The sequence below is a fragment of the Actinopolyspora xinjiangensis genome (genome assembly GCF_900104475.1).
Lineage (GTDB): Bacteria > Actinomycetota > Actinomycetes > Mycobacteriales > Pseudonocardiaceae > Actinopolyspora > Actinopolyspora xinjiangensis.
The window spans coordinates 98042-121870 of record NZ_FNJR01000011.1; the positions used below are offsets into that span (position 1 = coordinate 98042).

Consider the following 23829-nt stretch of genomic DNA (forward strand, 5'->3'; position numbering starts at 1 on the left):
CGTTCGTCCTTTTCAAGATCGAGTTCTCGCGCCCTCTTGTGGTCGGCGCGTCCTGTCGTTAACGTTCCCAAAACTTACAGCGTTAGTTATTTACGCCACATCCACCTGTCCGTGCGAGTCCCCGACAGCTTCGACACGAAGGGTGCATACCAAATGGTCGGTACGTCACAGCCGCACTCCCGAAGAGTGGCATTCGCCAGCCTCATCGGCACCACCATCGAGTGGTACGACTTCTTCATCTACGGCACCGCCGCCGCGCTGGTGTTCAACAAGCTGTTCTTCCCCGAACTCGACTCGATGGTCGGCGCGATCGCCTCCTTCGCCACCTTCGCCGTCGGCTTCATCGCCCGCCCGCTGGGCGGCGTCGTGTTCTCCCACTTCGGCGACCGCCTCGGCCGCAAACCGATGCTGATCTGGTCGCTGATGCTGATGGGCGTGGCCACACTGCTCATCGGGCTGCTGCCCACCTACGAGACGATCGGCGCCTGGGCGCCGCTGCTGCTGGTCACACTCCGCTTCGCCCAGGGCATCGGCGTCGGCGGCGAATGGGGCGGCGCCGCCCTGATGGCCGTCGAGCACGCCCCCGCCAACCGGCGCGGCTTCTACGGCTCCTGGCCGCAGGTCGGCGTGCCCGCCGGGTTGCTGCTGGGCAACCTCACCTTCTCGGCGATCTCGGCCAGCGTCGGCGACGAACAGTTCTTCGCCTGGGGCTGGCGCGTCCCCTTCCTGCTCAGCGCCGTGCTGATCGTGGCGGGTCTGCTCATCCGCATCACGATCAGCGAGAGCCCGGTCTTCGAACAGGTGATGAACACCAAGGAGAAGGCCAAGATGCCGGTGCTGGAGGCGCTGCGCTCGCACCCGAAGACGATCCTGCTGGCCACCGGCATGTTCCTGGGCACGCACGCCACGTTCTACGTCACCAGCACCTGGATGGTCTTCTACACCACCGAGGAAGGGCTGTTCGAACGCACCACGGTGCTCAACGCGAACTCACTGCTGAGCTTCGTGGACATACCGCTGATGCTGCTGTTCGGACTGCTGTCCGACTACTTCGGCAGGCGCAGGATGGTGCTCGGCGGCATGGCCGTGATGGCGTTGATCTCGGTGCCCTACTTCATGCTGGTGGGCACGGGCGCGATCATGCTCTACCTGCTCGGCGGCATGGTGATGCAGCTGTGCCGGACGGCGGTCTACGGCCCCCAGTCCGCCTACTTCTCCGAGCTGTTCTCCACCCGGCTGCGCTACAGCGGCATCTCGATCAGCTACCAGCTCGCCTCCATCCTCGGCGGCGGGATAGCGCCGATGATCTGCACCTGGCTGTACGGCACGACCGACTCCGCGATGTCCATCGCCGCCTACGTGATCGTGCTCGCGGTGATCTCGTTCGGCTCGGCCTACCTGCTGACCGAGACCTACGAGAAAGACCTCACCGAGGACGCGGCGGTCCCGACGGCCACCGAGCGCTGAGAACGTTCGAACGAACCGGGCGAGGGTGCCGTCGGACCCGTCACCACCGGCGGCGCCCTCGTCGTTTCGGTTCACAGTGGACCCTGGGACGACGTGACGACGCACCCGGCACCGGGTTCCGTTCCCGGCAGTGACGCGGTGAATCTCTCGCGAGACCACGGACGTCCCGCGCGATGCGGCGTTCTGGTGCATCCTGGAAGCCATGTCTTGTGCTTCTGGCGCCGGTTCCAGGTCGAGGCGCACCGGATCGCGCGTCTCGGCCTGCGCGGGCGCGCTGCTGGTGCTGTTGAGCGGCTGCGGCGGAGGTGGGACGACGACCGACACCGATTCCACCGGTACCGGCCGGAAAACGACCCCCGCGCCGTCGTCCTCGGCCGCGCCCACCACCCCGACCGAACAGCGCGAACAGCTGGCCGACCTCTCGGCCACACGGATGTGCTCGCTGATCGATCCCGCCGAGCTGCGCGAACCGGCCTTCGCGGTGCGCGACGGGCAGCCGGAGGAGGTCAGCTTCGACCCGCCGGTGCGCGGCTGCCGCTACCGGGCGGAGCAGGAGGCCGAACAGGACCGCTCGGTCCTCGTGGCGGCGCAGCCCGACGGGTTCGAAGGGCTCGGCAGCGAGCCGATCCCCGAGCTCCCCGTCGCCGCCTCCAGGACCTCCTACGCCAACGACTGCACCGTCTACTCCGACGTGGCGGGGGCCACGCTGCAGGTCGTGGTCAGCGACGGGGAATCCGGCACCGAGCGGTGCGAGGCCGCGCGGCGAATAACCGGCCGAGTGCTGGAGAAAGTGGCGCACTGATCGGACTTCTCCGGTCGGGCCGTCGGGACGCCAGCTTGGCGGAACCTCTCGTGGTCCCGTGATCGAGACCGGAGACATCGGGCGGGTGCCGCACAACGTCTCCACCGCCCCCTGCGAGAGCACGACACGGGAGAACCCTCGGGCGGTCGAGTCGCTCGGCTCGCGCCGACCGAGCACTCCGGCGAGGTGAACCTCCGCCGGGTGGCCGATCCCCGGATCGCACCTCATCTTGCCGAAATCCGTCGCCGGATGTTCGGAACCGCCCCACCCTCGGACGCGTCACAGTTATGGTCCGAACGTGTTAATCGGCTCCGATGAATGATCGGTCGAATCCGGCTACCAGGGGGAACTGTGTCCGAAAGGGTCGAAGCGGTGCCGTCGCGGCTACGGGGCTACGGCGATCTGCTGCGGCGCAATGCCGAGTCCTTCAAGGAGATCGAGAACTACGCCAACGAGACCGCTTCGGACACCAGCGGATTCACCGGCGTCATGGCCACCCTGGTCCCGGTCGTGCGGGGCGCCACCGCGCTGTACTCGGAGACGCTGCGACTGGCCCACGCCAGGCTGCTCCGGGTGCGTGAGGAGCTGGACAACACCGCCGCCGACTACGAGGAGCGCGAGCGCGAGATCGGGCGACTGCTCGGGGCCGTGGAGAACGCGCTGGACGGGATGCGGGACTGAACACCACTCGGTACGACCGAGCGCCCGAATTCCCCGGTATCCGCCCGCTTCGACCTCGCCCGAACCGGCCGCCGCTGTCTCCGGTACCGACCGGTGGTCGGTCGGGCACCCGGCGCCGTCCCGCCCCGGCGGGCACCGGGGGCCGTTGCCGTGAACCAGGAGCGCTGTCGTGGACGGGAGTTCACCGGCGGAACCGGGGCAGGACGGCGACCGGCCGTCACCGCGGGAGGGCATCCGCCCACGAGAGGACGGAAGGTTCCGCCGGGCGAACCACCGGCGCGAACCGTTACGGGGACAGTTTCCCAGGGGGACGAATGGCATTCGCCGATGTGGACGATCCGACCGCGAAGCTCGAGCAGCGGACCGGGCAGGCGGACGCGGAGACCCTGAAGTCGGCCATCGAGGGGGCGAGCTGGCAGGTACAGGGCGTCAACTGGATCTACGAGCAGGTGACGGGGCAGAACCTCGTCGAGTCGTTGATCTCGCCCATCACCGGTGACTTCGCCAAGATCGAGCAGAACGCCAAGGCGTGGACCGACATCGCGGAGTCACTGCGTGCCGTGCGGCGCAACCTCAACCACGGTGTCAGCGACCTGCGGCAGAGCTGGGACGGCGCGGCGGCCGTCGCGTTCGAGACCATGATGGTCGGCACCTGGACCGCGGCGCTGGAGGCCGACGCCGCCGTGGCGGACCTGGTCAGCACCGCCTTCACCAAGGCGGCAGACACCTCGAAGACGCTCTGCTCGAAGATCCTGGAGCTGATCACCAAGCTCGTGAACCGACTGATCCAGGCCGCGTGCACCGCCTGGATACCGGTCGGGGGCTGGGCGAACGCGGTGCGCATCGTGATCCGGTGCGTCGACATCGTGTTCATGATCATGGACCTGATCCAGGCGATCATCCGGATGTACGAGGGCGTGAAGCAGGTGGTCGAGGGAGTCGAGTCCACCGGTACCTCGCTCGCCAAGATCCAGGACGTCGCCAGTGGCGACGGGCCGCGCGGTACCGGCGACGCCGTCAACGCCGCCCTGGACCGGACGCGCGGGCTCTCCGACTCCGTGTCCGGAGTCACGGACGGCGTCGACCAGGTGCGGGAAGGGGCGACGCGGGTGCGCGGTGGTGCCTCCGATGTGCGGCGGACCGCCTCGGACATGCGTGGAGACGCGAGCACGGACCAGCGGGACGGTGCCGATCAGCCGAGAAGCGCGGGCCGGCGGGGAGGCACCGGCTCACAGGACGGTGCGGGGCGCCGTACGAGCATGTCGGGCGAGCTGTGACACCGGAACCCATCGACCCCGTCGAACCAGGAGAGGACTTGCGGGACTGGAGAACACAGCGAATCCGCGACGCCGAGGCCGCGCTCGACGAGGCCGTGGCGGAGGCGGAGCGCGTCGCGGCACGTGCCGACGAGCTGAACAGCGAGCTGCCGGAAGCGGAGCTCTCCGAGGAGCAGACCGAGCGGATCGAACAGCTCGTCCGGCGCGGAGAAGCGCCCACCGAGATCGCCGAGTTGCAGCGGCGCATCGACGAGGGAGAGCTGAGCTGGCAGGAAGTGACCAGCGGCCGGGCGATGGCGGACGAAGGGGTGCGGCGCGCGTTCGAAGCGGGCGTACCCGCCATGCGACGGGTCAAGGAGATGCTGGACGAGGGGCACGAGGTGGGCGAGATCATCGCCAACGACCCGAACCGTGCCCCCGAACAGGACGACGAGGAACCGCCCGATTCTTTCCTGCGGAGCGGTAACCGGTGAGTGAGGACGGATGTTGCGGAAAGCAGTGCTGTACCTGGCGATCGGCTGGGTCGTACTCGTGGTCGCCGGGTTCGGGGTGCTCTACGGGGCGGCGACGCTGAACGCCACCACGTTGCGGTCCGACCGCGGGGTCACCGAGGAGAACGCGGACGAGTACCGCTGGAGCGGGAAGACCATCGCGCTCACCGACAACCTCAGGAAGAACGGATGGGCCAGTTGCGACGTCGTTCCCGACAGCGGCGAACGGCGCGACATCCGGAGCCCGCGCGACGACTCCACCGTCTCCTACCGGCAGTACCAGCCGTGGTTCTCCGGCACCGCGACGGTGACCTGCGACGAGCGGGTCACCATCAGGTCGGGTGCCACGCTGACGATGTACAAGCTGGCGACCTCGCGGCTGGTGCGGTTCGGCTCCGCCGCGATCGCGGCGATTCCGCTGGCGCTCGCGCTGATCTGGTACTACGGGCTGGTGCGAATCCGGAACTGAAGCGCCTCAGGCGATGCGCCGCGACCCGAACCGGGCCTCGGGTGGGCGCCGTCCGCGTGGTCGGCGCCCACCGCGTCGCGGACTCCGAGCCCCCACCCCGCCGGGCCTCGTCGGCCACCCTCGACTCGACCGAGGGGCCGTGCCTCAGCCGAGCACCAGCCCCACGGCGGTCGCCACGGCCCAGAGCAGCATCGCCAGCCCGGTGTCGCGCAGCACCGGAAGCAGCGCCAGCCCGGTGTCCCCGCGCGTCACCCGACGCAGCGGGGCGATCACCAACGGCAGCGCGAGGAAGCCGAGCAGTGCGGGCGTGAGCCGCAGCGCCGTCAGCGTCGTGATCAGAAACGGCGCCAGCACCAGGGTCACGTACAGCATCCTGGTGTCCCGGTCGCCGAGCAGCACCGCGAGCGTGCGCTTGCCGCTGCGGCGGTCGGTGGGGATGTCCCGCAGATTGTTGGCCACCAGCACCGCGCTGGAGAACGCGCCCATCGCCACGGCGGCCCCGATCCCCGAACCGTTGACGGTGTCCGCCTGCACGTACATCGTGCCCAGCACGGCGGCCGGGCCGAAGAAGCAGAACACCGCCAGCTCGCCCCAGCCCGCGTAGCCGTACGGGTGCTTGCCGCCGGTGTAGAACCAGGCCCCCGCGAGGCTGACCACCCCCAACGCCAGCAGCCACCAGTGCCCGCTCAGGTAGAGCACCGCCAGCCCCGCGACGGCCGCGACGCCGAAGCAGACCAGCGCCGCCCCCAGAACGCTGCCCGGACGTGCCGATCCCGAGCCCACGAGCCGTTGCGGACCGGTGCGCACCTCGTCGGTGCCGCGGACGCCGTCCGAGTAGTCGTTGGCGAAATTGACCCCCGTGATCAGCGACAACGCCACCAGCAGCGACAACAGCGCCAGCGGCGGGTCGAACCCGGCGGCTCCGGCAGCGGCGGCGCTGCCCGCGATCACGGGGGCGATCGCGTTCGGCCAGGTGCGGATCCGAACACCTTCGACCCATTCAGCGACTGAGGCCATGGCGCAATCCTCGCGCACCGCCGATCCGCGACGTCTCCCCAGGGTGTTCCCTCCCGCGCCTGGTCACCGAGCGCCGACGGCGCGCGACGAGGCGCACACGGGAGAGGCGCGGCGACTCACCCGAACATCGCCAGCAACGCCCGCTTGTCGGGCTTGCCCGGCCCCCGCAGCGGCAGCTCGTCCACCACCAGGAACCGTTTCGGGGCCGCCGCGGCCCCGAGGAGTCGCTTGACGAGCCCGTGCAGCTCCCGCTCGTCCGGCGCGGTGCGCTCGGGAACCACGGCCGCCAGCACCGCCTGTCCCCACTCCGGGTCGGGGCCACCCAGCACGCACGCCTCCCGGACGCCGGGGTGCTCGACCAGAGCGCGTTCCACCGAGCTCGGCACCACCTTGACGGCGCCGGTGACGATCATGTCGTCGGCCCGGCCCAGCACTTCGAGGTGTCCGTCGCGCCACTGCCCGACATCGCCGGTGTGGAACCAGCCGCCCTCGAACGCCACACGCCCGGAGCCGTGACCGCCTTCGGATGAGTGGCCGCTGTTCGGGGAACGGCCGCTGTCGGGGGAGTGGCGATAACCACGAGCCAGTGTCGGCCCGGACAGGCTGATCCGCCCCGGTTCGGGCGACTCCACGTGAACCCCGACACCCGCAAGCGGGGTGCCGTCGTAGACGCAGCCGCCCGCCGTCTCGCTCATGCCGTAGGTGGTGATCGCGGTCACCCCAGCCGCACGTGCCCGTTCCAGCAGCGCGGGAGCGGTGGTGGCTCCGCCGACCAGTACCGCGTCGAAGCGGCGCAGCGCGCGGAGCCCGCGCGGATCGCTCGCCGGGTCCAGCAGCCGCGACAGCTGAGTGGGCACCAGCGCCGTGTAGTGCCGGTGCACGGTGTCCAGCAGCGGTTCGGCCGCTTCGGCGAACGCCCCGGCCGTGAACCCCCCGCGCGTGTCGACCACGCCGGGCTCCAGCCCCGCCACGACCGAGCGGACCAGCACCTGAACCCCGGCGACGTGATGGGCGGGCATGGCCAGCAGCCACTGGCCGCGTCCGCCGAGGTGATCGTGGGTGGCCCGCGCCGAACTCCGCAGCGCGGAGGAGGACAGCAGCACCCCCTTCGGGGTTCCGGTCGACCCCGAGGTCGCGATCACGAGGGCGGTGGGATCGTCCCCGGCGTCCTCGCCATCGCCCAGTGGCTCCCCGGCCCCGAGCGAACGGGCCGTCTCCCGGGCCGTGGGGTCGTCCGGCGCCAGCGGCAGCAGCGCGGGCCCCGTGCCGTCCAGCGCGGCACGCAGCTCCGGCAGCACCCCCGGGATCTCGTCCGGCTTTCGGGGAACGGTCAGGGTGCGGAGTTCTCTGACGCTGCTCATGGGGCCATTGTCCGCCCACCGAGCGGTTCGGGCGCGTGCCGCGTCGGTGGCGGTCGCCACGCGGAGTCGGTCGCCGCGCGGAGTCGTCGAGCGCGCACCGGTGGTAGGTGACGTCGGTGAACTCGCGACCCGCCACAGACCGCCACGCGGCCGGATCGAGGACCTGACGCAGTGCCGTGGCAGTCACCGCGGGAAACGGTTTCCGAACCCTCCCCACGCTCGGCCGTCCCCGCCCCGGGCAGGTGGTCGGGACCCGCGTCGTGCCCTCCGCTCCCGGTCCCGCGCACCGTCCCGGCTCCGCGAGCTCCGCCGCCCGACCTGCGAAAGTCGAGGTGAGGCACTGCTATAGAGTGACCGGCGGCCCACATTCGCTGTCGGAAGATCCCGGGTGATCGCTTGAATCCCGCAACGGCCCAGGCCGAGGTGATCGTCGACGAACTCGTGCGCGACGGGCTGCGTCACGCGGTGCTGTCCCCGGGGTCTCGCAACGCGGCACTGGCCTTCGCGCTGCACGCGGCCGCGCGCCGGGAACGCCTCGCTCTGCACGTGCGCGTCGACGAGCGCAGTGCGGGTTATCTCGCGCTCGGCATCGCCGCCGCCACTGGTGAGCCGGTGGCCGTGGTCTGTACCTCCGGCACCGCCGCGACGAACCTGCACCCCGCCGTCACCGAGGCGGGGTACGCGGCCGTGCCACTGCTCGTGCTCACCGCCGACCGCCCGCCCGAGCTGCGCGCCGCCGGGGCCAATCAGACCATCGACCAGCACGGTCTCTACACCACCTCGGTGCGCTGGTTCGGCGAGCTGGCGGTGGCCGAGAACCGACCGGGCCAGAACGCCTACTGGCGCAGCCAGATCTGCCGCGCGGTGCACGCGGCGCTCGGCGGATCGCGCCCCGCCGCGCCGGTACACCTCAACCTGCCGTTCCGGGAACCGCTGGTGCCCGACGAGCCCATCGCCACGGGAACGGACGAGCCGGAGGGCGCCGCGTCGGAGTGGTGCGAATCCCTGGCGGGACGGGACGATCGGCGCCCCTGGACCGAGTTCGCCGCGCCGGAACCCGAGACCGCGCTCCTCCGGCCGCGTTCGCCGCACGGTCTGGTGCTGCTGGCCGAACACGCCCACGAGCACGAGCTCGACTGGGCGGTGCGGCTGGGCTGGCCGGTGCTCTCGGAGACCGGTGGGGTGGGCGCCGGTGGTGAGACCCTCCTGCCCACCGGGATGTGGCTGCTGAACCTCGCCGAGTTCCTCCGCGCCCACCGGCCGGAGCAGGTCGTCTGCGTCGGCAGGCCGACCGTGTTCCGTCAGGTGCAGCGGTTGCTGGCCGACAGCGGGGTGGAGACCCTCCTGCTGTACGGGGGGCACGACGCCTGGCCGGCCCCCGCCCACGACGTCTCGCGGGTCGCGGACTCGGTGGATCCTTCCCCGGTGACCCCTGATCCGGAGTGGCTGGAGACCTGGCGTGCCGCCGACCAGAAGGCGGGCACGGAACTGGCCGCCGCGCTCGCCCGGGAGTCCCGGCCGTACGGCCCCGTGGTCGCCGCCCGGGTGCTGGACGCGCTGCCTGCCGGGGCGACGCTGCTGGTGGGCTCGTCGAATCCCACGCGCGACGTGGCGTTGTCCGCCAGGCGGCGTGCTGATGTGCGGGTGCACCGCAACCGCGGCGTGGCGGGCATAGACGGCACGGTTTCCACGGCCATCGGCGTGGCGCTGGCCCGGCGGAGCCCCACCTACGCGCTGTTGGGGGACCTGACCTTCCTGCACGACGCGAACGGCCTGCTGCTGGGACCGCACGAGCGGCGGCCGGACCTGACGATGGTGGTCTGCAACGACGACGGCGGCGGGATCTTCTCGCTGTTGGAACAGGGCCATCCGAACCACGCCGAGCCGTTCGAGCGCGTCTTCGGCACCCCGCACGGCACCGACCTGGCCGCGCTGTGCGCGGCGCACGGCGTGTCGCACCGGCTGGTGGACGAGACGGAGCTCGGGGAGGCGCTGCGGTACCGGCCCGGGCTCCGGGTGATCGAGGTCCGCACCCCGCGCGACGGGCTGCGCGAACTGCACCAGCGGCTGTCCGAGGCAGTGTCGTCCGCTGTGCTCGGGTGAGCGGGAAGGCTCGGGCGTGTGGGAAGTGCTCGTGATCGCCCGCTGTCGGCGGTCGGGCGAACACCCTTCGTGGTGGTCCGGTGTCGGTGCGAGACTGTCCGCTCGGAGGTCGCCTCTCGCGCCGACCGTGCGCGAGGCCCGCCAGTGAGACAGCCGCGCTTTCCGGGAGACGACATGACCCGTCTTTACACCGCCGAGGAAATCACGGACCAGCGTTTCGAACCGGTCCTCGACAGTGACCGGGGGATCATCGGGTACGAGCTCTTCGTGGCCGGGGACCACCTGGGCAGCGTCATGTACGATCCCGAGCGGCGGGGATGGATCCCCTACACGACCTACACCGACGTTCCGATACCCCACCGACGTGGTCCGATCGCCTCCACCAGCGTGGAGGCCGTGCTCGACCTGCTTCACAACCTGCGGGACCACGACCACATCGGCCCGGCTCCGCCCGGCCGGGAATGACGGCTCCTCGCGGAACGGTTCGTCCCGCACCGCACGCACCCCGGTGCCGCCGACGAGCGGCGGGGGACGCGACATCCGTGTCGGCGTCGCCGTGAGCCGTCCGGGGAATCCGGTGGGAATCGTTCGGCGGGAATCGCCGTGAGGGCGGCCGCGGTTTTTCGGCGTCGCTGAATGAGCCGGACTCGTTCGAACTCTGATTCGGGATGCGTGCCGGACGATTTCGGAGGGGCGGGGACTGTACTGTCCACTTCGACACGTGGTGCCGAAACGGATTCGGAATAAACCCGAATCACCGTGGGATTCTCCCGGTTCACGTGGAAGCGAATGGGAGAATCCACGGTGAGGTCAACCGGTCAGCCCGGTTGTGGCGAGTGCCGTCAGCCGATGGTGTAGCTGCCCTCGAACGGAGCCTGCTTCAGCCCGCCGGTGAAGGAGCCCGCCGTGCAGGACGCCCCGGCCGAGAACAGGTCCACGGAGAAGGTGCCCTCCAAACGCTCGCCTTCGAGGGGGCCTTCCGTGACGTAGCCTTCGAAGCGCGCCTCGTTGAGGGTCTGGCCGCTCATGGTCAGGCTGACGGTGCTCTTACTGGTACTGCCGTCGTCGTACTTCCAGGTGATCTTGGCCGTGCCGTCGACTCCGTCACCGGCGCCGACCTCGCAGGACATCTTGGCCGTGAAGGAACCGGTGAAGGTGCCGGAGACGATCCCGGTGTCGGCCAGGTCGGTGCACTTCTTGTTCTCGCCGTCGAACTGCACCGTGCTCCGCTTGGGGACCGGCATCAGGCCGGGAGTGAAGTTGGCGTTCCCCCCGGACGCGCAGTGCACCGAGACATCCTGCCGCGAGTCCGATACGGACTCGCCCTGCGCGGCAGGGGCTACCATCGTGATCCCGGCGGCGCAGAGCAGGCTCGCCGCGAGAGCCGTACCGAATTTGCGGTTACCCGAGCGGTTGCCGGAGATCCCGGAAACGCTTTCGGACATTGTCAGGCTCCGTTCTGAAACAACTTCGCTTTTTTGCTTTCCTGTTCGGTGACCGAATGCGAGAGGTTCGCCGTATCCTTCGATCACCGGAATCGATTCCGCCAGAAAGCGCAGTGTGGCCGCAAGGATTTTCACCCGCTCGTGCGGTAGCGGTGCTTCTTCGGAGGATTCGCCCACCACCCGGTGTCCGACAGGCACTCGACCATTGCCGGTTCCGCCCATCTCGGCGGCAAATCCCGTGATCCGCGCGTGCTGTTCTCGGCCCCGGCGCGGCGATAGCGTCGCCCGCTGATCCGGAGCGAACGCGCTCCGCGTGCGTATGATCACTTGGTGTGTTCCGGATCGAGCACCGTGTTAGGAGTTGTCACTTGTTGCGGAGACGAGCGCTACGTACCGCTGTCGCCACCTGCGCCGCGACGGCGGTTCTCGCGACTCCGGCGCTGGCGGGAACCGGCGGTGCCGGTGCGCCCGGTGTCGGGGATTCGTACTTCCCGAAGGCCGGCAACGGCGGCTACGACGTGTCCCACTACGACATAAGGCTGCGCTACCAACCGGAGAACGACCTGCTGCGCGGCACCACGACCAACGAGGCCGAGACCACCGAGAGGTTGAGTTCGTTCAACCTGGATTTCGCGCTCGAGATCCGTTCCGTGCGGGTCAACGGCGCGCCCGCCCGGGTCGAGCGGCAGGACGCCACCGAGGTGACCGTCACGCCGAAACGCGCCCTGCCCGAGGGCAGCCTGGCCACGTTCGTGGTCAGCTACGCGGACAAGCCATCCACAGTGGAGGTGAACGGCGAGACTCCCTGGAAGCGCACGGCGGACGGCGCCGTCGCCGTAGGACAGCCCCGGATCGCGGAGTGGTGGTTCCCCGGCAGCGACCACCCCTCGGACAAGGCCTCCTTCGACATCTCGGTCGCCGTGCCGAACGGGACGGAGGTGCTCTCCAACGGCAGGATGACCGCTCGTACCCGCTTGGGCGGTTGGACCAGGTGGAACTGGCGGATGCCCAGCCCCAGCGCCACCTACCTGGCCTTCCTGGCCATAGGTCAGTACGACGTGCACAGCAAGAAGGGCGCCTTCGACCAGCCGATGGTCACCGCCTACGCCGACGACCTCGGCGAGCTGCGGGGAGCGGCCGAAGCCAGCCTGGAACGCACCCCGGAGATCCTGGACTTCCTCTCCGAACTCGTCGGTCCCTACCCGTTCGAGAGCCAGGGCGGCGTGGTGCCCGCCGAGGGCCTCGGCTTCGCGCTGGAGAACCAGACCAGGCCCGTCTACAGCCCCAACTTCTTCCGGATCGGCTCCAACACCTCGGTGGTCACCCACGAGCTGGCGCACCAGTGGTTCGGGAACTCGGTGGCGTTGGAGGACTGGTCGAGCATCTGGCTCAACGAGGGCTTCGCGAGCTACGCCGAGTGGCTGTGGGCCGAGCACCAGGGCAACGGGACGGCCCAACAACTGTTCGACCACTACTACTCCTCCTACCCGGCCGACTCGCCGTTCTGGCGGTTCACACCCGGTGATCCCGGTAAGGAGAGCCTGTTCCACGCCTCGGTGTACAACCGGGGGGCGATGACGCTGCACGCACTGCGCGAGCGCATCGGCGACGAGGCCATGCTGGAGACCGTGCGGACCTGGTTCGAGCGGAAGCGGGGCGGTAACGCCACCGTGTCCGAGTTCGTCGAGCTCACCGAGCGGATCTCCGGGCAGCGACTGGACGGTTTCTTCGACGAGTGGTTGTTCAGCGAGGGCAAACCGCGGGTCGGTGTCGAGACCGGAGTCGCCCGGACGGCTTCGGCGAGATCCGCCGACGCTCCCGAGCCGAAGGCGGTCGAACGGCTGGACCACACCCACGAGCTGCTGGCCCGCGCGCACCGGCGGGGCTGACACCCCGGGAGCGCTCGACGACCGTCCCCGTCCGGCGCGCGGCGGGGACGGTTCTTCCGGCCCGCCGGGTGCGTGGGAGTCGTACCTTCGCGTGAACTTCGAGCCCGAGAGCTGTTCCGTGCCGTGATCCCGCCGATAATCTCCGTGCGGAGGGTGTTCGGCCCGGCCGGTGCGGGCTTTCGGAGCGGAACTCCGGTACGGGAGTTCGACGGTGGAGCCCGGGCGGTGTCGTCGTGCGTGGTGGAGTGTGGAGGTCCGAAAGGGAATGCTGTTGCGGGACGAGGGATCCGGCCAACTCAACCCGACCGGGGCGAGGGTGCTGCGTGATCTGCTCAACGGCGAGGAACCCGAACGCGTGACTGAGAAGCTGGTCATCGCCTACCGGGTGGATCGGCGGACGGCGGCCGACGACGTGAACGCGGTGCTGGAGAAGCTGCACGCGGCGCGGCTCGTCGACGCGGAGTGAGGACTCCACCGGTTTTCCCGGGGGAACCGCTCGCTCGGGATCAACACACCCCTTCCAACGCCTCCCGTACGGGAAGCAGCTTCGCCTCCGCCTCGGTCACCTCCGTGTCCGGATCGGAGTCCGGGACCACGCCGCACCCCGCGAACAGCCGAGCTCGCGAGCCCTCGCCCGAGTGCCACGTGATCCGCGCGCAGCGCAACGCGATGCCGAACTCGCCGTTGCCGTCGGCATCCACCCAGCCGACCGGTCCCGAGTAGCGTTCCCGGTCCATCTCCTCCAGCTCCTCGATCAACTCGATCGCGCTGGAAGTGGGGGTGCCTCCCACGGCGGCCGTGGGATGCACCGCCTGTACCAGGCGAAGCAGGCCCGCGTGGCCGCTCTGCGCGAGCATCGGGTCCAGTTGGCCGGAGACGTCCGAGGCCAGGTGCATCACGTTGCGCAGCCGCAACACCTCCGGGGTGGCGGGTACCTCCAGCTCCTTGCAGAAAGGTTCCAGCCCGTGCGCCAGGGAACGCACCGCGTAGGTGTGCTCTCCCCGGTTCTTGGCTGAGCCGAGCAGTTCGGCCATCAACTGCCGCTGGGTGCGCCCGTCGCGTGGCCACGCCGTGCCCGCCAGCACGCGGGAGCTGACCTCGTTGCCGTTGCGCTGCAGCAGTAATTCCGGGGTGGCCCCCACCAGGCCGTCCACCGCGAACGTCCAGCACCCCGGGTAGCGCCTGCCCAGGTTGCCCAGCATGTACCGCGGACTCAGCGGTTCCGTGGTGGTGGCGATCAGGTCGTGGGCCAGTACCACCTTGCTGAGCTCCGTGGAACCGCGCATCCGGCGCACCGCCTCGGCAACGGCCTGGCGGTAGCGCGTGGTGGGAAACTCGCCGTCGCCGTACCGGACGGTCCCGGGGGAGCGCGCCGGGACGGCGGGTGACAACCGGCGTTCGTGATCGCCGATCGTGGTGATCCAGCGCACGCCGCCGCGTTGTCCGACCACCACCTCGGGAACGATCAGCACGGAGGAACCGGGATCGTCGCCGAAGGCGATGCTGGCGAACGCCACCGGGCCCGTTCCCGGCAGCTCCACCTCGTCGTCGACCTCCATGCGCGCCGCCAGCCGTTGCCACCGCCTGTCCGCCTCGACGAACCGCTCGGTGTGCCCCGTCTCGATGCGCAGTGCCTCCCCCCAGCCGACCAGCCCCTCACCGTGCCGGGTCCAGCAAAGCGGACCCGAATCGGGTGATATCCCTTCGGGCAACAGGTCCAAAAGATCGTAGCGTCCCTCTTGAGGCGGAACCCTACGTGTGCGGACAGTCAGATTGTGCTGGAAGTGGTCCACGTTTCGAGGGTAGGTCTCCTGCGACTCCGTCGGGTGACACCCACCTCGCGCGTGCCCGCTGCCACACGGGCCGACCCGGGAGAATCCGGGGCTTCCTTCGAGGAGAGCGCTCCGCTCTCCCGCCGCGAGCGGCGGGACGGCTCCCGGCGCACCGTCCTCCCGAACGGGTCGTCTCGTGGTCCGTTCCCCGGGGAGCACTACAATCACGGGTCGTGACTGGCGATACGCACGCGGAACGGACGGTCGATACCGCGGAACCGGGCCCGGGCGACGACCGTTCGGCAGCGCGGCGGTCCCCTCGGGGGTTCCGAGCGCTCGCGCCGTCGCTGGTGCTCGCGGTGGGCGGATTCCTCACCGCGCTGGGGTTGGCACTGCTGCTGGCCTGCCACCTCAACGACCGCAGCATCGAGCGGAACATGGGGACCGCGTCGGCCGAGGTCGTGGAGAAGTCCTACCTGCGGGCGGTGGTGCGCTTCAACACCGACAGCGGCCGGGTCTACGTTCCGCCGGGCGGGGTGCTCTACCCCATGGAACTGCAGGAGGGGCAGCTGGTCAGCGTCGAGTTCGACAAGACCGATCCCGACCTGGTGCGCGTCGCGGGCAGGGACGTGTCGGTGGCGTTGTTGCCGGTCGGCAGCGCGCTGGCCGTGGTGTGGGCACTCGTGCTGCCCGGCTACTGGCTGTCGCGGCGCAACCGGCCGAACCGAGGGACTCCGTCCGCCCGGTCGAACGGAGCGTGATCACTCGTTCACTCACTCGGTTGGGGAACTCGGAGCACGGTGGGAGAATGGCGCTGTGATCCGGCGCTGTCGGCCGAAGCCCGGCTGCCCGGCCCGGTGAGACGGAGGCCGCCGCTGGAGCGAGTTCCCAGCGACGGAAGTTCCCAGCGGCGAAGGCCCGCTGTGGGCGGACCGGTGGCCACGACTTCGGGCGGGGGAGTTCGTCTCTCCCGGCGCCCGGTTCACACACCGGTATCCGACCACCTACGCGTGCTCACGCCACGTGTCCGAGTGGTCCGGTGACGAATTGGGGGCGGCCATGGTTACTTCCGGAGCCGGTGGGACACCGGAGCGGTTTCCCGAACGGCACAGGAATTCCGGCCGCGGCGATACCTCGGTGGCAGCCGAGCCGGCGGTTCCGACGGGGGAGCGGGGCTGGACCGTGCGTCCCGCGCCGGGAAACCCGCTGGCGGTCGCGGATCGAAGCGTTCCGAGCGATGTGCCCGCGGCCGACCTCTCGGTCTACTGCACGATGCTCGGCGACGACGCCCTGGTGCTCGCACGGCGGCAGACCGGGTGGTGCCAGCACTCCCCCGACCTGGAGGAGGACTGCGCCCAGGTCGGCATACTGCTGGAGCTGCTCGGGCAGGCCAGGGAGCTGCTGCGCCGGGCCGCCGCGGTCGAGGGAAGCGGCAGGGACGAGAACCTGCTGGCACACGCGCGTGGCGTCGAGGAGTTCCGCAACGTACGGCTGGTGGAGATCGACTGCGGCCCCGGCGCCGGGGGCGACTTCGCCGTCTCCGTCGCCAGGCTGATGGTCTGCGCCGCTTGGCGGACCGCCCTGTTCGGCAGGCTCGCCGCCAGCCGTGACCCGGTGCTCTCGGAACTGGCACGGGTGGCGCTGCCCGAGGTGCGGGGGCACCGCGACCACGCCGCGCGGTGGGTCATCCGGCTCGGTGACGGTACCCCCACCTCCCGGGAGCGGATGAGCGTCGGACTGGCGCGCGTCTGGCCGATGACCGGCGAGCTGTTCGCTCCGCACCCGGTGGAGCGCCGACTGGCCGCACTCGGCTACGCGGTGGACCCGAGCGGGCTGCGCCCCGAGGTGTCGAGACTGCTCGACGAGGTGTTGTCGGTGGCGCGGCTGGAACCGCCCGACTCCCGCGTGTTCCACGAGACCGCCGAGCCGCTCGGCCGTGGCGGGACGCACACCTCCGCACTGGAGTTCCTGCTCGCCGATATGCGCCAGTACGAACCGGTCGAGGCGTAGCGCCCGGCTGCGTTTGAGTACTTTCCCCCAAGCGGAGCGCCCCGCCCGTGGGGCACAGTCGTGTGATGGCGTAGTGCGCGCCCCGGGAGTCCCCGCGGATCGGGATTCGTTCCGTCCGCCACCTCGAGGGGGACCCGGTACACGGCCAGGGGGAGTTCGAGCGAAGGGCACCGCGGGAGATGAGCGGATTCTGGACGCACCTGATCGTAGCGCTGGCCGCCGGTGTGCTCGGTACGCTCCTGGGGCTGCTGTCCCGGCGTTCGCCGAGCGCGCCCCCCGTGGTGGAAGAACAGGCACCTCCCACACCGGCACCCGAGACGGCTGGTGGCACCGCACTCGATCACGTCCTCGCGGAACACCGCGACAAGTGGTTGTGCGAGCTCAACAGGTGTGAGCAGGCCGTCCACCGGGCGGTGCGCGCCGCTGACGCGGTCTCCTCGTTACCCGTGCGACAGGGTCTGCGGCAGGTGGTGCACCGCATGGACGCCGAACTGCCGACGGTTCGGGCGCTCGTGCAGCTGGCCCGCGAGCTCGACGACGGCGGGGCCACGGCCGCCGGAGAGGATTCGACGCGAAGCGTCGCGCTGGAGCGGGTTCACGGTGGGGTGATGGTGGCGGTCTCGCGGTTCACTGCCCTGGGGGACCAACTCGCGGGAGTGGTCGCCGAGCTCGCGGCGGGAGCGGACCAGCAGCAGGCGCAGCGGCGAATCGCGGCGCTGCGGGAGAGCTTTCCGCTGCTTCCCGCCATGTCGGCGATCCTGGCAGGCAAGGCGGCCCGCGACGAGACCCCCGAGACCGACGATCCTTCCTCGCTGGTCGACGCGCCGGTCTGAGCCTTTCTTCCGGAACCGCCGCTCACCCCTCCCCGGAAGCCTGCCACCACCACCCGAACGCGGTGTCGGTCGTGCCGGGAGCGGCCACCAGCAGTCCGTCGTGCGGCAGCGCCGCCGGTCTGCCGCGGCTGTCGAGCACGTTCGCCCCGGACTCAGCCGCCAGGGCCAGCGCACCCGCCACGTCCCACTCCCCGTAGGAGGGCAGCACCGCGGCGACCGCCTGCCCGAGCGCCACCTGCGTGATGGCCAGTGCGGGGGAACCGAGGACCCGAATCCCCACGTGGTCGGCGGCGGCGTTGGCGATGAACCGGTCCATACCGCGCCAGGGGCCGTACTTGGTGAACTCGGTGCAGACGATGCTCGCCCGGGGAGCTCGGAAGTCGTTCAGCCGCACCGGTGTTCCGTTGGCCCGCATCCCCCGACCGCGCGCGGCTGCGTATATCTGGGCCCGGTAGGGATCGGCGACCACGCCGACCACCGGCCCGCGTTCGTCGAGCATCGCCAGGCTGTAGGCGCACCACGGGACCCCGGCCACGTAGTTGGCCGTTCCGTCCACCGGATCGACCACCCAGCGTAGGTCCGCCTCCCCGGCCCCCACCGTGGCGGCGTCGAACTCCTCGCCGTACACGGGGATTCCCGGGAAGTGCTCGGCGAGCACCCTGCGGGTGTGCCGTTCCAGCGTGCGACCGACGTCGGTCACCCAGTCGAACGGGGAGTCCGGGTGGACCGGTGGTGTGTCGTGGCCCGCCGTGGCCGTGATGACGTCAGCCGCCTCGTTGGCCAGCCGCCCCGCGATCTCCAACGCGCGTGATATCAGGGCCTGCTCGGCACGCCCGGTCTTCGGGGGAGGCGAAACACTCATGCCGCACCATGATTGTCGCTGAGGGTAACCAGCGGACTACGAGCGAGTGGACACGCGGAGATACTCCGGTCAAGAATCGCCCGCCGAGGTGAAGCGTTCCGGTAAGCACCCGGTGCCGGTTCCCGCGGTTCCCTCTCGACGCGACGGCGCCGAACATCCACCTACGCGATCGGCGCCGCAGGGCCTCACGTGGTCCACTCGGCGCGTGGCGCCGACCATCCGTTCTCACAGCCCGGCCGACAGCGGGTTCTCTCGTGGTGCTTTCGCGAGGAAGGCCCGACGCCGTGTAGGCCGCTACCCGATGTCGCTCCTCGCCACGGCGAGAGCCCGCGAGAGGTTTCGCCTAGCGACCACCTACGGAAGCCGGGGCGCCGACTCCTACTAGTAAAGTGCGGGTGTGTCTCGTGCCGGCCTGGACAGGAACCCCCGCGCGGTGGCGGCGATGTTCGACGCCGTCGCCCGTGGCTATGACCGCACCAACACGGTGCTCTCGTTCGGGCTCGACCGCCGCTGGCGGGAGGCCACCCGTCGTGCGCTGGCGCCCGTGGCGGGGGAGCGGATTCTGGACCTCGCCGCCGGGACCGGTGTCTCCACCGCCGAGTTCGCCCGTACCGGCGCCCACTGCGTGGCGGCCGACTTCTCGCTCGGCATGCTCGCCGCCGGCAGGCACCGGGCGCTGCCCATGGTGGCCGCCGACGCGCTGCGGCTCCCGTTCGCCGACGGTGCCTTCGACGGGGTCGCCATGTTGTTCGGGCTGCGCAACCTCGCCGACACCTCGGCCGGACTGCGGGAGATGGCGCGGGTCGTGCGTCCCGGTGGCAGACTCGTGATCTGCGAGTTCTCCACCCCCACGCGGCAGCCGCTGCGAGCCGCCTACCGCAGGTTGGCGTTGCGCGCGGTCCCACCGGTCGCGCGAACCGTGGCGAGCAGCCCGGACGCCTACGTCTACCTGGCCGAATCGATCCTCGCCTGGCCCGACCAGCGGGAACTCGCCACGACGATCGCCGAGTCCGGGTGGTCCGAGGTGACCTGGCGGGATCTCACCGGAGGGATCGTCGCCCTGCACCACGCCCGTAAACCTCACTGATCGAGCTCTTCCGGCCGGGTTGCTTCGACTGCTCGCTTGGCGGAACCTCTCGCGGGCTCTCGCCGCGGCGAGGAGCGACATCGGGTAGCGGCCTACACGGCGTCGGGCCTTCCTCGCGAGAGCACCACGAGAGAACCCGCGGGTGGCCGGGCTGTGTGGGTGGTGGTTCGGCGCTCGCGCGCCGAGAAGATCGCGAAACGGCGTTGGGCCGGCTCTTGAGTAGCGACCTACGCGGCGAGCGGCCCTGCCTCGCAATGCATCCGACTCACGCACCGGGGACGCGCGCCTTGCCTGCTCGCATGATTGAGGATGTGGAGTGCACGGCCCGGTTTGCCGGGCGGTCCGGTTGGCGGAACCTCTCGCGCGTCTCGTGAGCGGGGCCGGAGACTTCGGGTAGGTACTGCACAACATCTCCGGTGTCCTCGCGAGAAATCGACGGCAGCCGGGGTGCGTGGGTAGTGACCGCGATCCGGTGCTGCCGCACCGCGCCCCCGCCGATTTCCCGGCGAACGGTCGCCGACCGAACGGCGTAGACGGTCACACCCGGTGGAACCAGTGCCCGTTGCGGCCGCCGGCGGACGATGTGGTGCTCCTTTTCGGCAAGGCACGCGGACTTCCGGACGAGGTTCGCCGTGAACGCGCGTTCTTTCGTCTCCTGCGTCTCGATCGGGCGGGATGTCCGTCCTAGACTGGCTAGTGAACTTATTCACAAAGTCGACGACGCCGGTCGGGCGGTGCGGCACTCCTTCACGCCGGGATGATCGGGAGGCAAAGACGCCGACCCGAACAGCGCAGCTGGACAAGGAGCACCATGACAACCACCCCCACGCGAAGCCGGACCGCCGACGAAGCCGAGGTCATCGTCGTCGGAGCGGGACCGGCGGGGGCGACCGTGGCCACCTATCTCGCCAGGGCCGGACTGGACGTCCTCGTCCTGGAGAAGAGTTCCTTCCCGCGGGAGAAAGTGTGCGGTGACGGCATCACGCCGCGCGGGGTCAAGGAACTCATCGACCTCGGCGTGGACACCCGTCCGGAGGCGGGCTGGCTGCACAATCGGGGACTCCGGGTCGTCGGCGGCGGAGTGCGGCTGGAGCTCGACTGGCCGCGACTGGCCGAGTACCCGCCGTACGGCGTGGTCCGGCCCAGGCACGACTTCGACGACCTGCTGATCCGCCACGCGCAGCGGGCCGGGGCGAGGCTGGTGCAGCGGACCTCGGTGACCGAGGCGCTCACCGACGAGCGAACCGGCCGGATCACCGGGGTGCGGGCCAAGTCCGGCCCGGAACGGGCCGAGGTCACCTACCGGGCGCCGCTGGTCGTCTCCTGCGAGGGGGTCTCCGGCAGGCTGGCGCTGTCCATGGGGCTGGAGCGCAGGGAGGACCGCCCGATGGGCGTGGCGGTCCGGCGCTACTACGAGAGCCCGCGCGCCGACGACGACTACCTGGAGTCGCACGTCGAGCTCCGGGACGAATCGAAGCCGGAGGGCTCCGATCTGCTGCCCGGCTACGGCTGGATCTTCGGCATGGGCGACGGCACGGTCAACGTGGGCCTCGGCGTGCTGTCCACCTCGAAGGCCTACGGCAGGACCGACTACCGGGCGCTGCTGCGCACCTGGCTGGACGGAACCCCGGAGGAGTGGGGGTTGCGCGAGCCCAACGCCACCGGCCGGATAGGCGGCGCCGCGCTTCCGATGGGATTCAACCGAATGCCGCACTACGGCTCCGGCCTGCTGCTGGTGGGGGACTCCGGCGGAATGGTCAACCCGTTCAACGGGGAGGGGATCGCCTACGCCATGGAGTCGGCGCGGTTGGCCGCCGAGTGCGTGGTGCAGGCCAGATCCCGCCCGGACGGGCAGGCCAGGGAACGCGCCCTGGCCCGCTACCCGGACGCCGTCGCCGACTCGCTGGGCGGCTACTTCCGCATGGGAAACCTGTTCAGCAGGCTCATCGGCCACCCGACCGTGATGCGCACCGCCACCAAGTACGGCCTTCCCCGGGTGACGCTGATGCGCTTCGTGCTCAAGTTGCTGGCCAACCTCTACGACAGCAGGGGAGGTGACGCCATGGACCGTGTGATAAGTGCCACTACTCGGCTCACGCCTAGCGCCTGAAGGGTCCCGTCTGATCAGATTTCGGCGACGTTGTGCGGTAATTCATAAAGTTAGGTTCACCTCAATACTGGGTGCGTACGAACAGGCGCATACAGTGCTGAGTGTGGTCGCCGAGTCGACTCGGGGCGTAGCGGGAACCGGACTAAGGAGGCAGGCACGGTGCTCGATCCCTACATCCCGCTGGTGTTGATGTTCGCGCTGGCGTTCGGTTTCGCCGCGTTCTCCGTCGCGATCGCGCCGCTGGTGGGGCCGCGCCGGTACAACAAGGCCAAGCTCGACGCCTACGAGTGCGGGATCGAACCCTCGCCGCAGCCGGTCGGTGGTGGCGGTCGGATGCCGGTCGCCTACTACCTGACCGCGATGATGTTCATCCTCTTCGACATCGAGATGGTCTTTCTGTTCCCGTACGCCGTCTCCGCGGACGCGCTGGGCCTTTACGGCGTGGTCGCGGTGATCCTGTTCATCCTGACCTTCGGTTTCGCCGATCTCTACGTGTGGCGGCGTGGTGGCTTCGATTGGGACTGACCGACGACGTGAGTACGACAGCCGCCCGGTACGGGCTCGTGGGGAACGGTGGTTCCTCCTCCGTCGGGGCGACTCGTGGGAAGGAGTGCCGAGATGGGGCTTGAGGAAAGCCTGCCCAACGGCATCCTGCTGGCCAATGTGGAGAAACTCGTCAACTGGACCCGCAAGACGTCGATGTGGCCCGCCACGTTCGGGCTCGCCTGCTGCGCCATCGAGATGATGACCGTGGGCGGTTCCCGCTACGACATCGCGCGGTTCGGGATGGAGCGGTTCTCGGCGACACCGCGCCAGGCTGATCTGATGATCGTCGCGGGCCGGGTCACCAACAAGATGGCCCCGGTGCTGCGGCAGATCTACGACCAGATGCCCGAGCCCCGCTGGGTGCTCGCGATGGGCGTGTGCGCCTCCAGCGGCGGCATGTTCAACAACTACGCGGTGGTGCAGGGAGTCGACCACGTGGTTCCGGTGGACATGTACCTGCCCGGCTGCCCACCGCGCCCGGAGATGCTGCTCGACGCGATCCTCAAGCTGCACGCCAAGGTCATGGACGAGCCGATCAACGGCAAGCGCGCCGCCGAGCAGGTGGAGCGGGGGCACCGCACCGAGCTGACCGCCTCCTCCGAGAAGTACGCGCCCCGGCGCGGCTCCCAGCGGCGCATGGCCGAGCGGCAGCAGAACGCGCAGCGCCGCGAGATGGGCGCCGAGGGCGAGTTGGGAGCCGCCGGTATCGAGAGCCTTCCACCCGGCGGGTCCCGCGCGAACGGGAACACGAACGGACAGGACCGCGACGAGATCTCGGCGGGCAGGTGATTCGGCGATGAGCGGTGACGAATCCACTGGCGGACTCCCGGAGACGGCGGCCGAGCACACCGGCCCGACCGAGGAGGCACCCGCCGAGCGGGTGGTGGCCGGCCGTGCCAGGAAGGGCATGTTCGGGGTGACCGGCAGCGGGGACACCTCGGGCTACGGCGGCCTCCGCGTCCCCGCCTACGTGCCACCGGCCGCGGAGCGCCCCTTCGGCGGCTGGTTCGACGAGGTGGCCGACGGGCTGTTCGACGGCATGAGGCGGCGCGGCATCCCCGAGGAGGCGGTACTGCGGATCACCGTGGACCGCGGCGAGATCACCTTCTACGTGGACAGGCGGCACCTGCTCGAGATCTGCCGGACGTTCCGCGACGAGCCCGCGCTGCGGTTCGAGTTCTGCAGCAGTTTGTCCGGGGCGGACTACGGTCCCGACGTGCCGCAGCGGCTGCACTCGGTCTACCACCTCACCTCGATGACCTACCGGCGCCGGATCCGTGTCGAGGTCGCGGTGGACGTGGCCGATCCGCACGTCCCCTCGGTGGTCGAGGTCTACCCCACCGCGGACTTCCAGGAGCGGGAGTCCTGGGACATGTACGGGATCGTCTACGACGACCACCCCGCCCTGACCCGGATTCTCATGCCGGACGACTGGGACGGGCACCCGCAGCGCAAGGACTACCCGCTCGGCGGCATCCCGGTGGAGTACAAGGGCGCCGAGGTACCACCGCCCGACCAGCGCAGGTCCTACACATGAGCGGGCCGGGACCCACCGGGTGCGACCGACGGCACCGGCTCCGGCCGGTCGCGCTGTTCGAGGAGGCAGC

Annotated in this window: 23 protein-coding genes; 18 read left to right on the forward strand and 5 right to left on the reverse strand. The window is 70.0% G+C overall.

Going from position 1 to position 23829, the window contains the following annotated elements:
• Nucleotides 1–186: 186 nt before the first annotated feature.
• The 6 genes from BLQ75_RS16905 to BLQ75_RS16930 all read left to right on the forward strand — a co-directional run bounded on the left by BLQ75_RS16905 (nucleotide 187) and on the right by BLQ75_RS16930 (nucleotide 5187).
• Nucleotides 187–1467, forward strand: coding sequence for an MFS transporter (locus BLQ75_RS16905; protein ID WP_244515650.1), 1281 nt, complete (start codon nucleotides 187–189; stop codon nucleotides 1465–1467).
• Nucleotides 1468–1669: 202 nt separating this feature from the next.
• Nucleotides 1670–2269 (forward strand): DUF3558 family protein, encoded by a 600-nt coding sequence (locus BLQ75_RS16910; RefSeq protein ID WP_092603479.1) that lies wholly within the window; start codon nucleotides 1670–1672, stop codon nucleotides 2267–2269.
• Between the two features lie 351 nt (nucleotides 2270–2620).
• The gene (locus BLQ75_RS16915; protein ID WP_092603481.1) at nucleotides 2621–2950 is read left to right on the forward strand and encodes a hypothetical protein; all 330 of its coding nucleotides are present in this window, start codon (nucleotides 2621–2623) and stop codon (nucleotides 2948–2950) included.
• Between the two features lie 314 nt (nucleotides 2951–3264).
• Nucleotides 3265–4227: a WXG100 family type VII secretion target gene (locus BLQ75_RS16920; RefSeq protein WP_092603483.1), complete on the forward strand. Its 963-nt coding sequence runs from the start codon at nucleotides 3265–3267 to the stop codon at nucleotides 4225–4227.
• A 38-nt stretch (nucleotides 4228–4265) separates the two neighbouring features.
• Entirely contained in the window at nucleotides 4266–4700 is a 435-nt protein-coding gene (locus BLQ75_RS16925; RefSeq protein ID WP_092603705.1) for a hypothetical protein, read from the forward strand.
• Between the two features lie 10 nt (nucleotides 4701–4710).
• Entirely contained in the window at nucleotides 4711–5187 is a 477-nt protein-coding gene (locus tag BLQ75_RS16930; RefSeq protein ID WP_139183013.1) for a hypothetical protein, read from the forward strand.
• 144 nt (nucleotides 5188–5331) lie between these two features.
• Here the strand turns inward: BLQ75_RS16930 and BLQ75_RS16935 are convergent, their stop codons facing one another.
• Both BLQ75_RS16935 and menE read right to left on the reverse strand, forming a co-directional pair.
• Entirely contained in the window at nucleotides 5332–6204 is an 873-nt protein-coding gene (locus tag BLQ75_RS16935) for a 1,4-dihydroxy-2-naphthoate polyprenyltransferase (protein WP_092603487.1), read from the reverse strand.
• A 116-nt stretch (nucleotides 6205–6320) separates the two neighbouring features.
• Nucleotides 6321–7565 carry an o-succinylbenzoate--CoA ligase gene (menE, locus tag BLQ75_RS16940; protein ID WP_092603489.1) on the reverse strand — a complete coding sequence of 415 codons (1245 nt, stop codon included), beginning with the start codon at nucleotides 7563–7565 and terminating at the stop codon, nucleotides 6321–6323.
• Nucleotides 7566–7961: 396 nt separating this feature from the next.
• Here menE and menD point away from each other — a divergent pair, with 396 nt between their 5' ends.
• Nucleotides 7962–9668 carry a 2-succinyl-5-enolpyruvyl-6-hydroxy-3-cyclohexene-1-carboxylic-acid synthase gene (menD, locus tag BLQ75_RS16945; RefSeq protein ID WP_092603491.1) on the forward strand — a complete coding sequence of 569 codons (1707 nt, stop codon included), beginning with the start codon at nucleotides 7962–7964 and terminating at the stop codon, nucleotides 9666–9668.
• A 174-nt stretch (nucleotides 9669–9842) separates the two neighbouring features.
• Complete coding sequence (locus tag BLQ75_RS16950; RefSeq protein WP_092603493.1) at nucleotides 9843–10133, forward strand: hypothetical protein; 291 nt, start codon at nucleotides 9843–9845, stop codon at nucleotides 10131–10133.
• Between the two features lie 377 nt (nucleotides 10134–10510).
• Here the strand turns inward: BLQ75_RS16950 and BLQ75_RS23115 are convergent, their stop codons facing one another.
• Nucleotides 10511–11440, reverse strand: a complete 930-nt coding sequence (locus BLQ75_RS23115) for a hypothetical protein (protein ID WP_139183014.1) — start codon at nucleotides 11438–11440, stop codon at nucleotides 10511–10513.
• A 41-nt stretch (nucleotides 11441–11481) separates the two neighbouring features.
• On the opposite strand from BLQ75_RS23115, the gene BLQ75_RS16960 reads away from it, so the two are divergent.
• Nucleotides 11482–13002, forward strand: a complete 1521-nt coding sequence (locus BLQ75_RS16960) for a M1 family metallopeptidase (RefSeq protein ID WP_092603497.1) — start codon at nucleotides 11482–11484, stop codon at nucleotides 13000–13002.
• A gap of 247 nt (nucleotides 13003–13249) precedes the next feature.
• Nucleotides 13250–13468, forward strand: a complete 219-nt coding sequence (locus tag BLQ75_RS16965; RefSeq protein WP_244515652.1) for a PqqD family peptide modification chaperone — start codon at nucleotides 13250–13252, stop codon at nucleotides 13466–13468.
• Nucleotides 13469–13508: 40 nt separating this feature from the next.
• On the opposite strand, the gene BLQ75_RS16970 is transcribed toward BLQ75_RS16965, so the two are convergent.
• On the reverse strand, nucleotides 13509–14714 hold the full coding sequence (locus BLQ75_RS16970) for an isochorismate synthase (protein ID WP_244515653.1): 1206 nt from the start codon (nucleotides 14712–14714) through the stop codon (nucleotides 13509–13511).
• Between the two features lie 293 nt (nucleotides 14715–15007).
• Here BLQ75_RS16970 and BLQ75_RS16975 point away from each other — a divergent pair, with 293 nt between their 5' ends.
• The 3 genes from BLQ75_RS16975 (at nucleotide 15008) to BLQ75_RS16985 (ending at nucleotide 17617) form a co-directional block, all read left to right on the forward strand.
• Entirely contained in the window at nucleotides 15008–15535 is a 528-nt protein-coding gene (locus BLQ75_RS16975) for a DUF3592 domain-containing protein (protein ID WP_244515654.1), read from the forward strand.
• 376 nt (nucleotides 15536–15911) lie between these two features.
• Nucleotides 15912–16784 carry a 1,2-phenylacetyl-CoA epoxidase subunit PaaC gene (gene paaC / locus BLQ75_RS16980; RefSeq protein WP_244515655.1) on the forward strand — a complete coding sequence of 291 codons (873 nt, stop codon included), beginning with the start codon at nucleotides 15912–15914 and terminating at the stop codon, nucleotides 16782–16784.
• Nucleotides 16785–16963: 179 nt separating this feature from the next.
• A complete protein-coding gene (locus tag BLQ75_RS16985) occupies nucleotides 16964–17617 on the forward strand; it encodes a hypothetical protein (RefSeq protein WP_092603503.1) in 654 nt (217 codons plus the stop codon).
• Nucleotides 17618–17639: 22 nt separating this feature from the next.
• On the opposite strand, the gene BLQ75_RS16990 is transcribed toward BLQ75_RS16985, so the two are convergent.
• A complete protein-coding gene (locus BLQ75_RS16990; protein WP_092603505.1) occupies nucleotides 17640–18479 on the reverse strand; it encodes an inositol monophosphatase family protein in 840 nt (279 codons plus the stop codon).
• A 397-nt stretch (nucleotides 18480–18876) separates the two neighbouring features.
• Between BLQ75_RS16990 and BLQ75_RS16995 the strand changes: the two genes are divergently transcribed.
• The 5 genes from BLQ75_RS16995 to BLQ75_RS17015 all read left to right on the forward strand — a co-directional run bounded on the left by BLQ75_RS16995 (nucleotide 18877) and on the right by BLQ75_RS17015 (nucleotide 23759).
• Nucleotides 18877–19566, forward strand: a complete 690-nt coding sequence (locus tag BLQ75_RS16995) for a demethylmenaquinone methyltransferase (protein ID WP_092603507.1) — start codon at nucleotides 18877–18879, stop codon at nucleotides 19564–19566.
• A gap of 811 nt (nucleotides 19567–20377) precedes the next feature.
• Nucleotides 20378–21676 (forward strand): geranylgeranyl reductase family protein, encoded by a 1299-nt coding sequence (locus BLQ75_RS17000; RefSeq protein ID WP_092603509.1) that lies wholly within the window; start codon nucleotides 20378–20380, stop codon nucleotides 21674–21676.
• Between the two features lie 159 nt (nucleotides 21677–21835).
• On the forward strand, nucleotides 21836–22201 hold the full coding sequence (locus BLQ75_RS17005; protein WP_092603511.1) for an NADH-quinone oxidoreductase subunit A: 366 nt from the start codon (nucleotides 21836–21838) through the stop codon (nucleotides 22199–22201).
• Between the two features lie 93 nt (nucleotides 22202–22294).
• A complete protein-coding gene (locus BLQ75_RS24745) occupies nucleotides 22295–23011 on the forward strand; it encodes a NuoB/complex I 20 kDa subunit family protein (RefSeq protein ID WP_092603513.1) in 717 nt (238 codons plus the stop codon).
• Nucleotides 23012–23018: 7 nt separating this feature from the next.
• Entirely contained in the window at nucleotides 23019–23759 is a 741-nt protein-coding gene (locus BLQ75_RS17015) for an NADH-quinone oxidoreductase subunit C (protein WP_092603515.1), read from the forward strand.
• The last annotated feature ends 70 nt before the right edge of the window (nucleotides 23760–23829 follow it).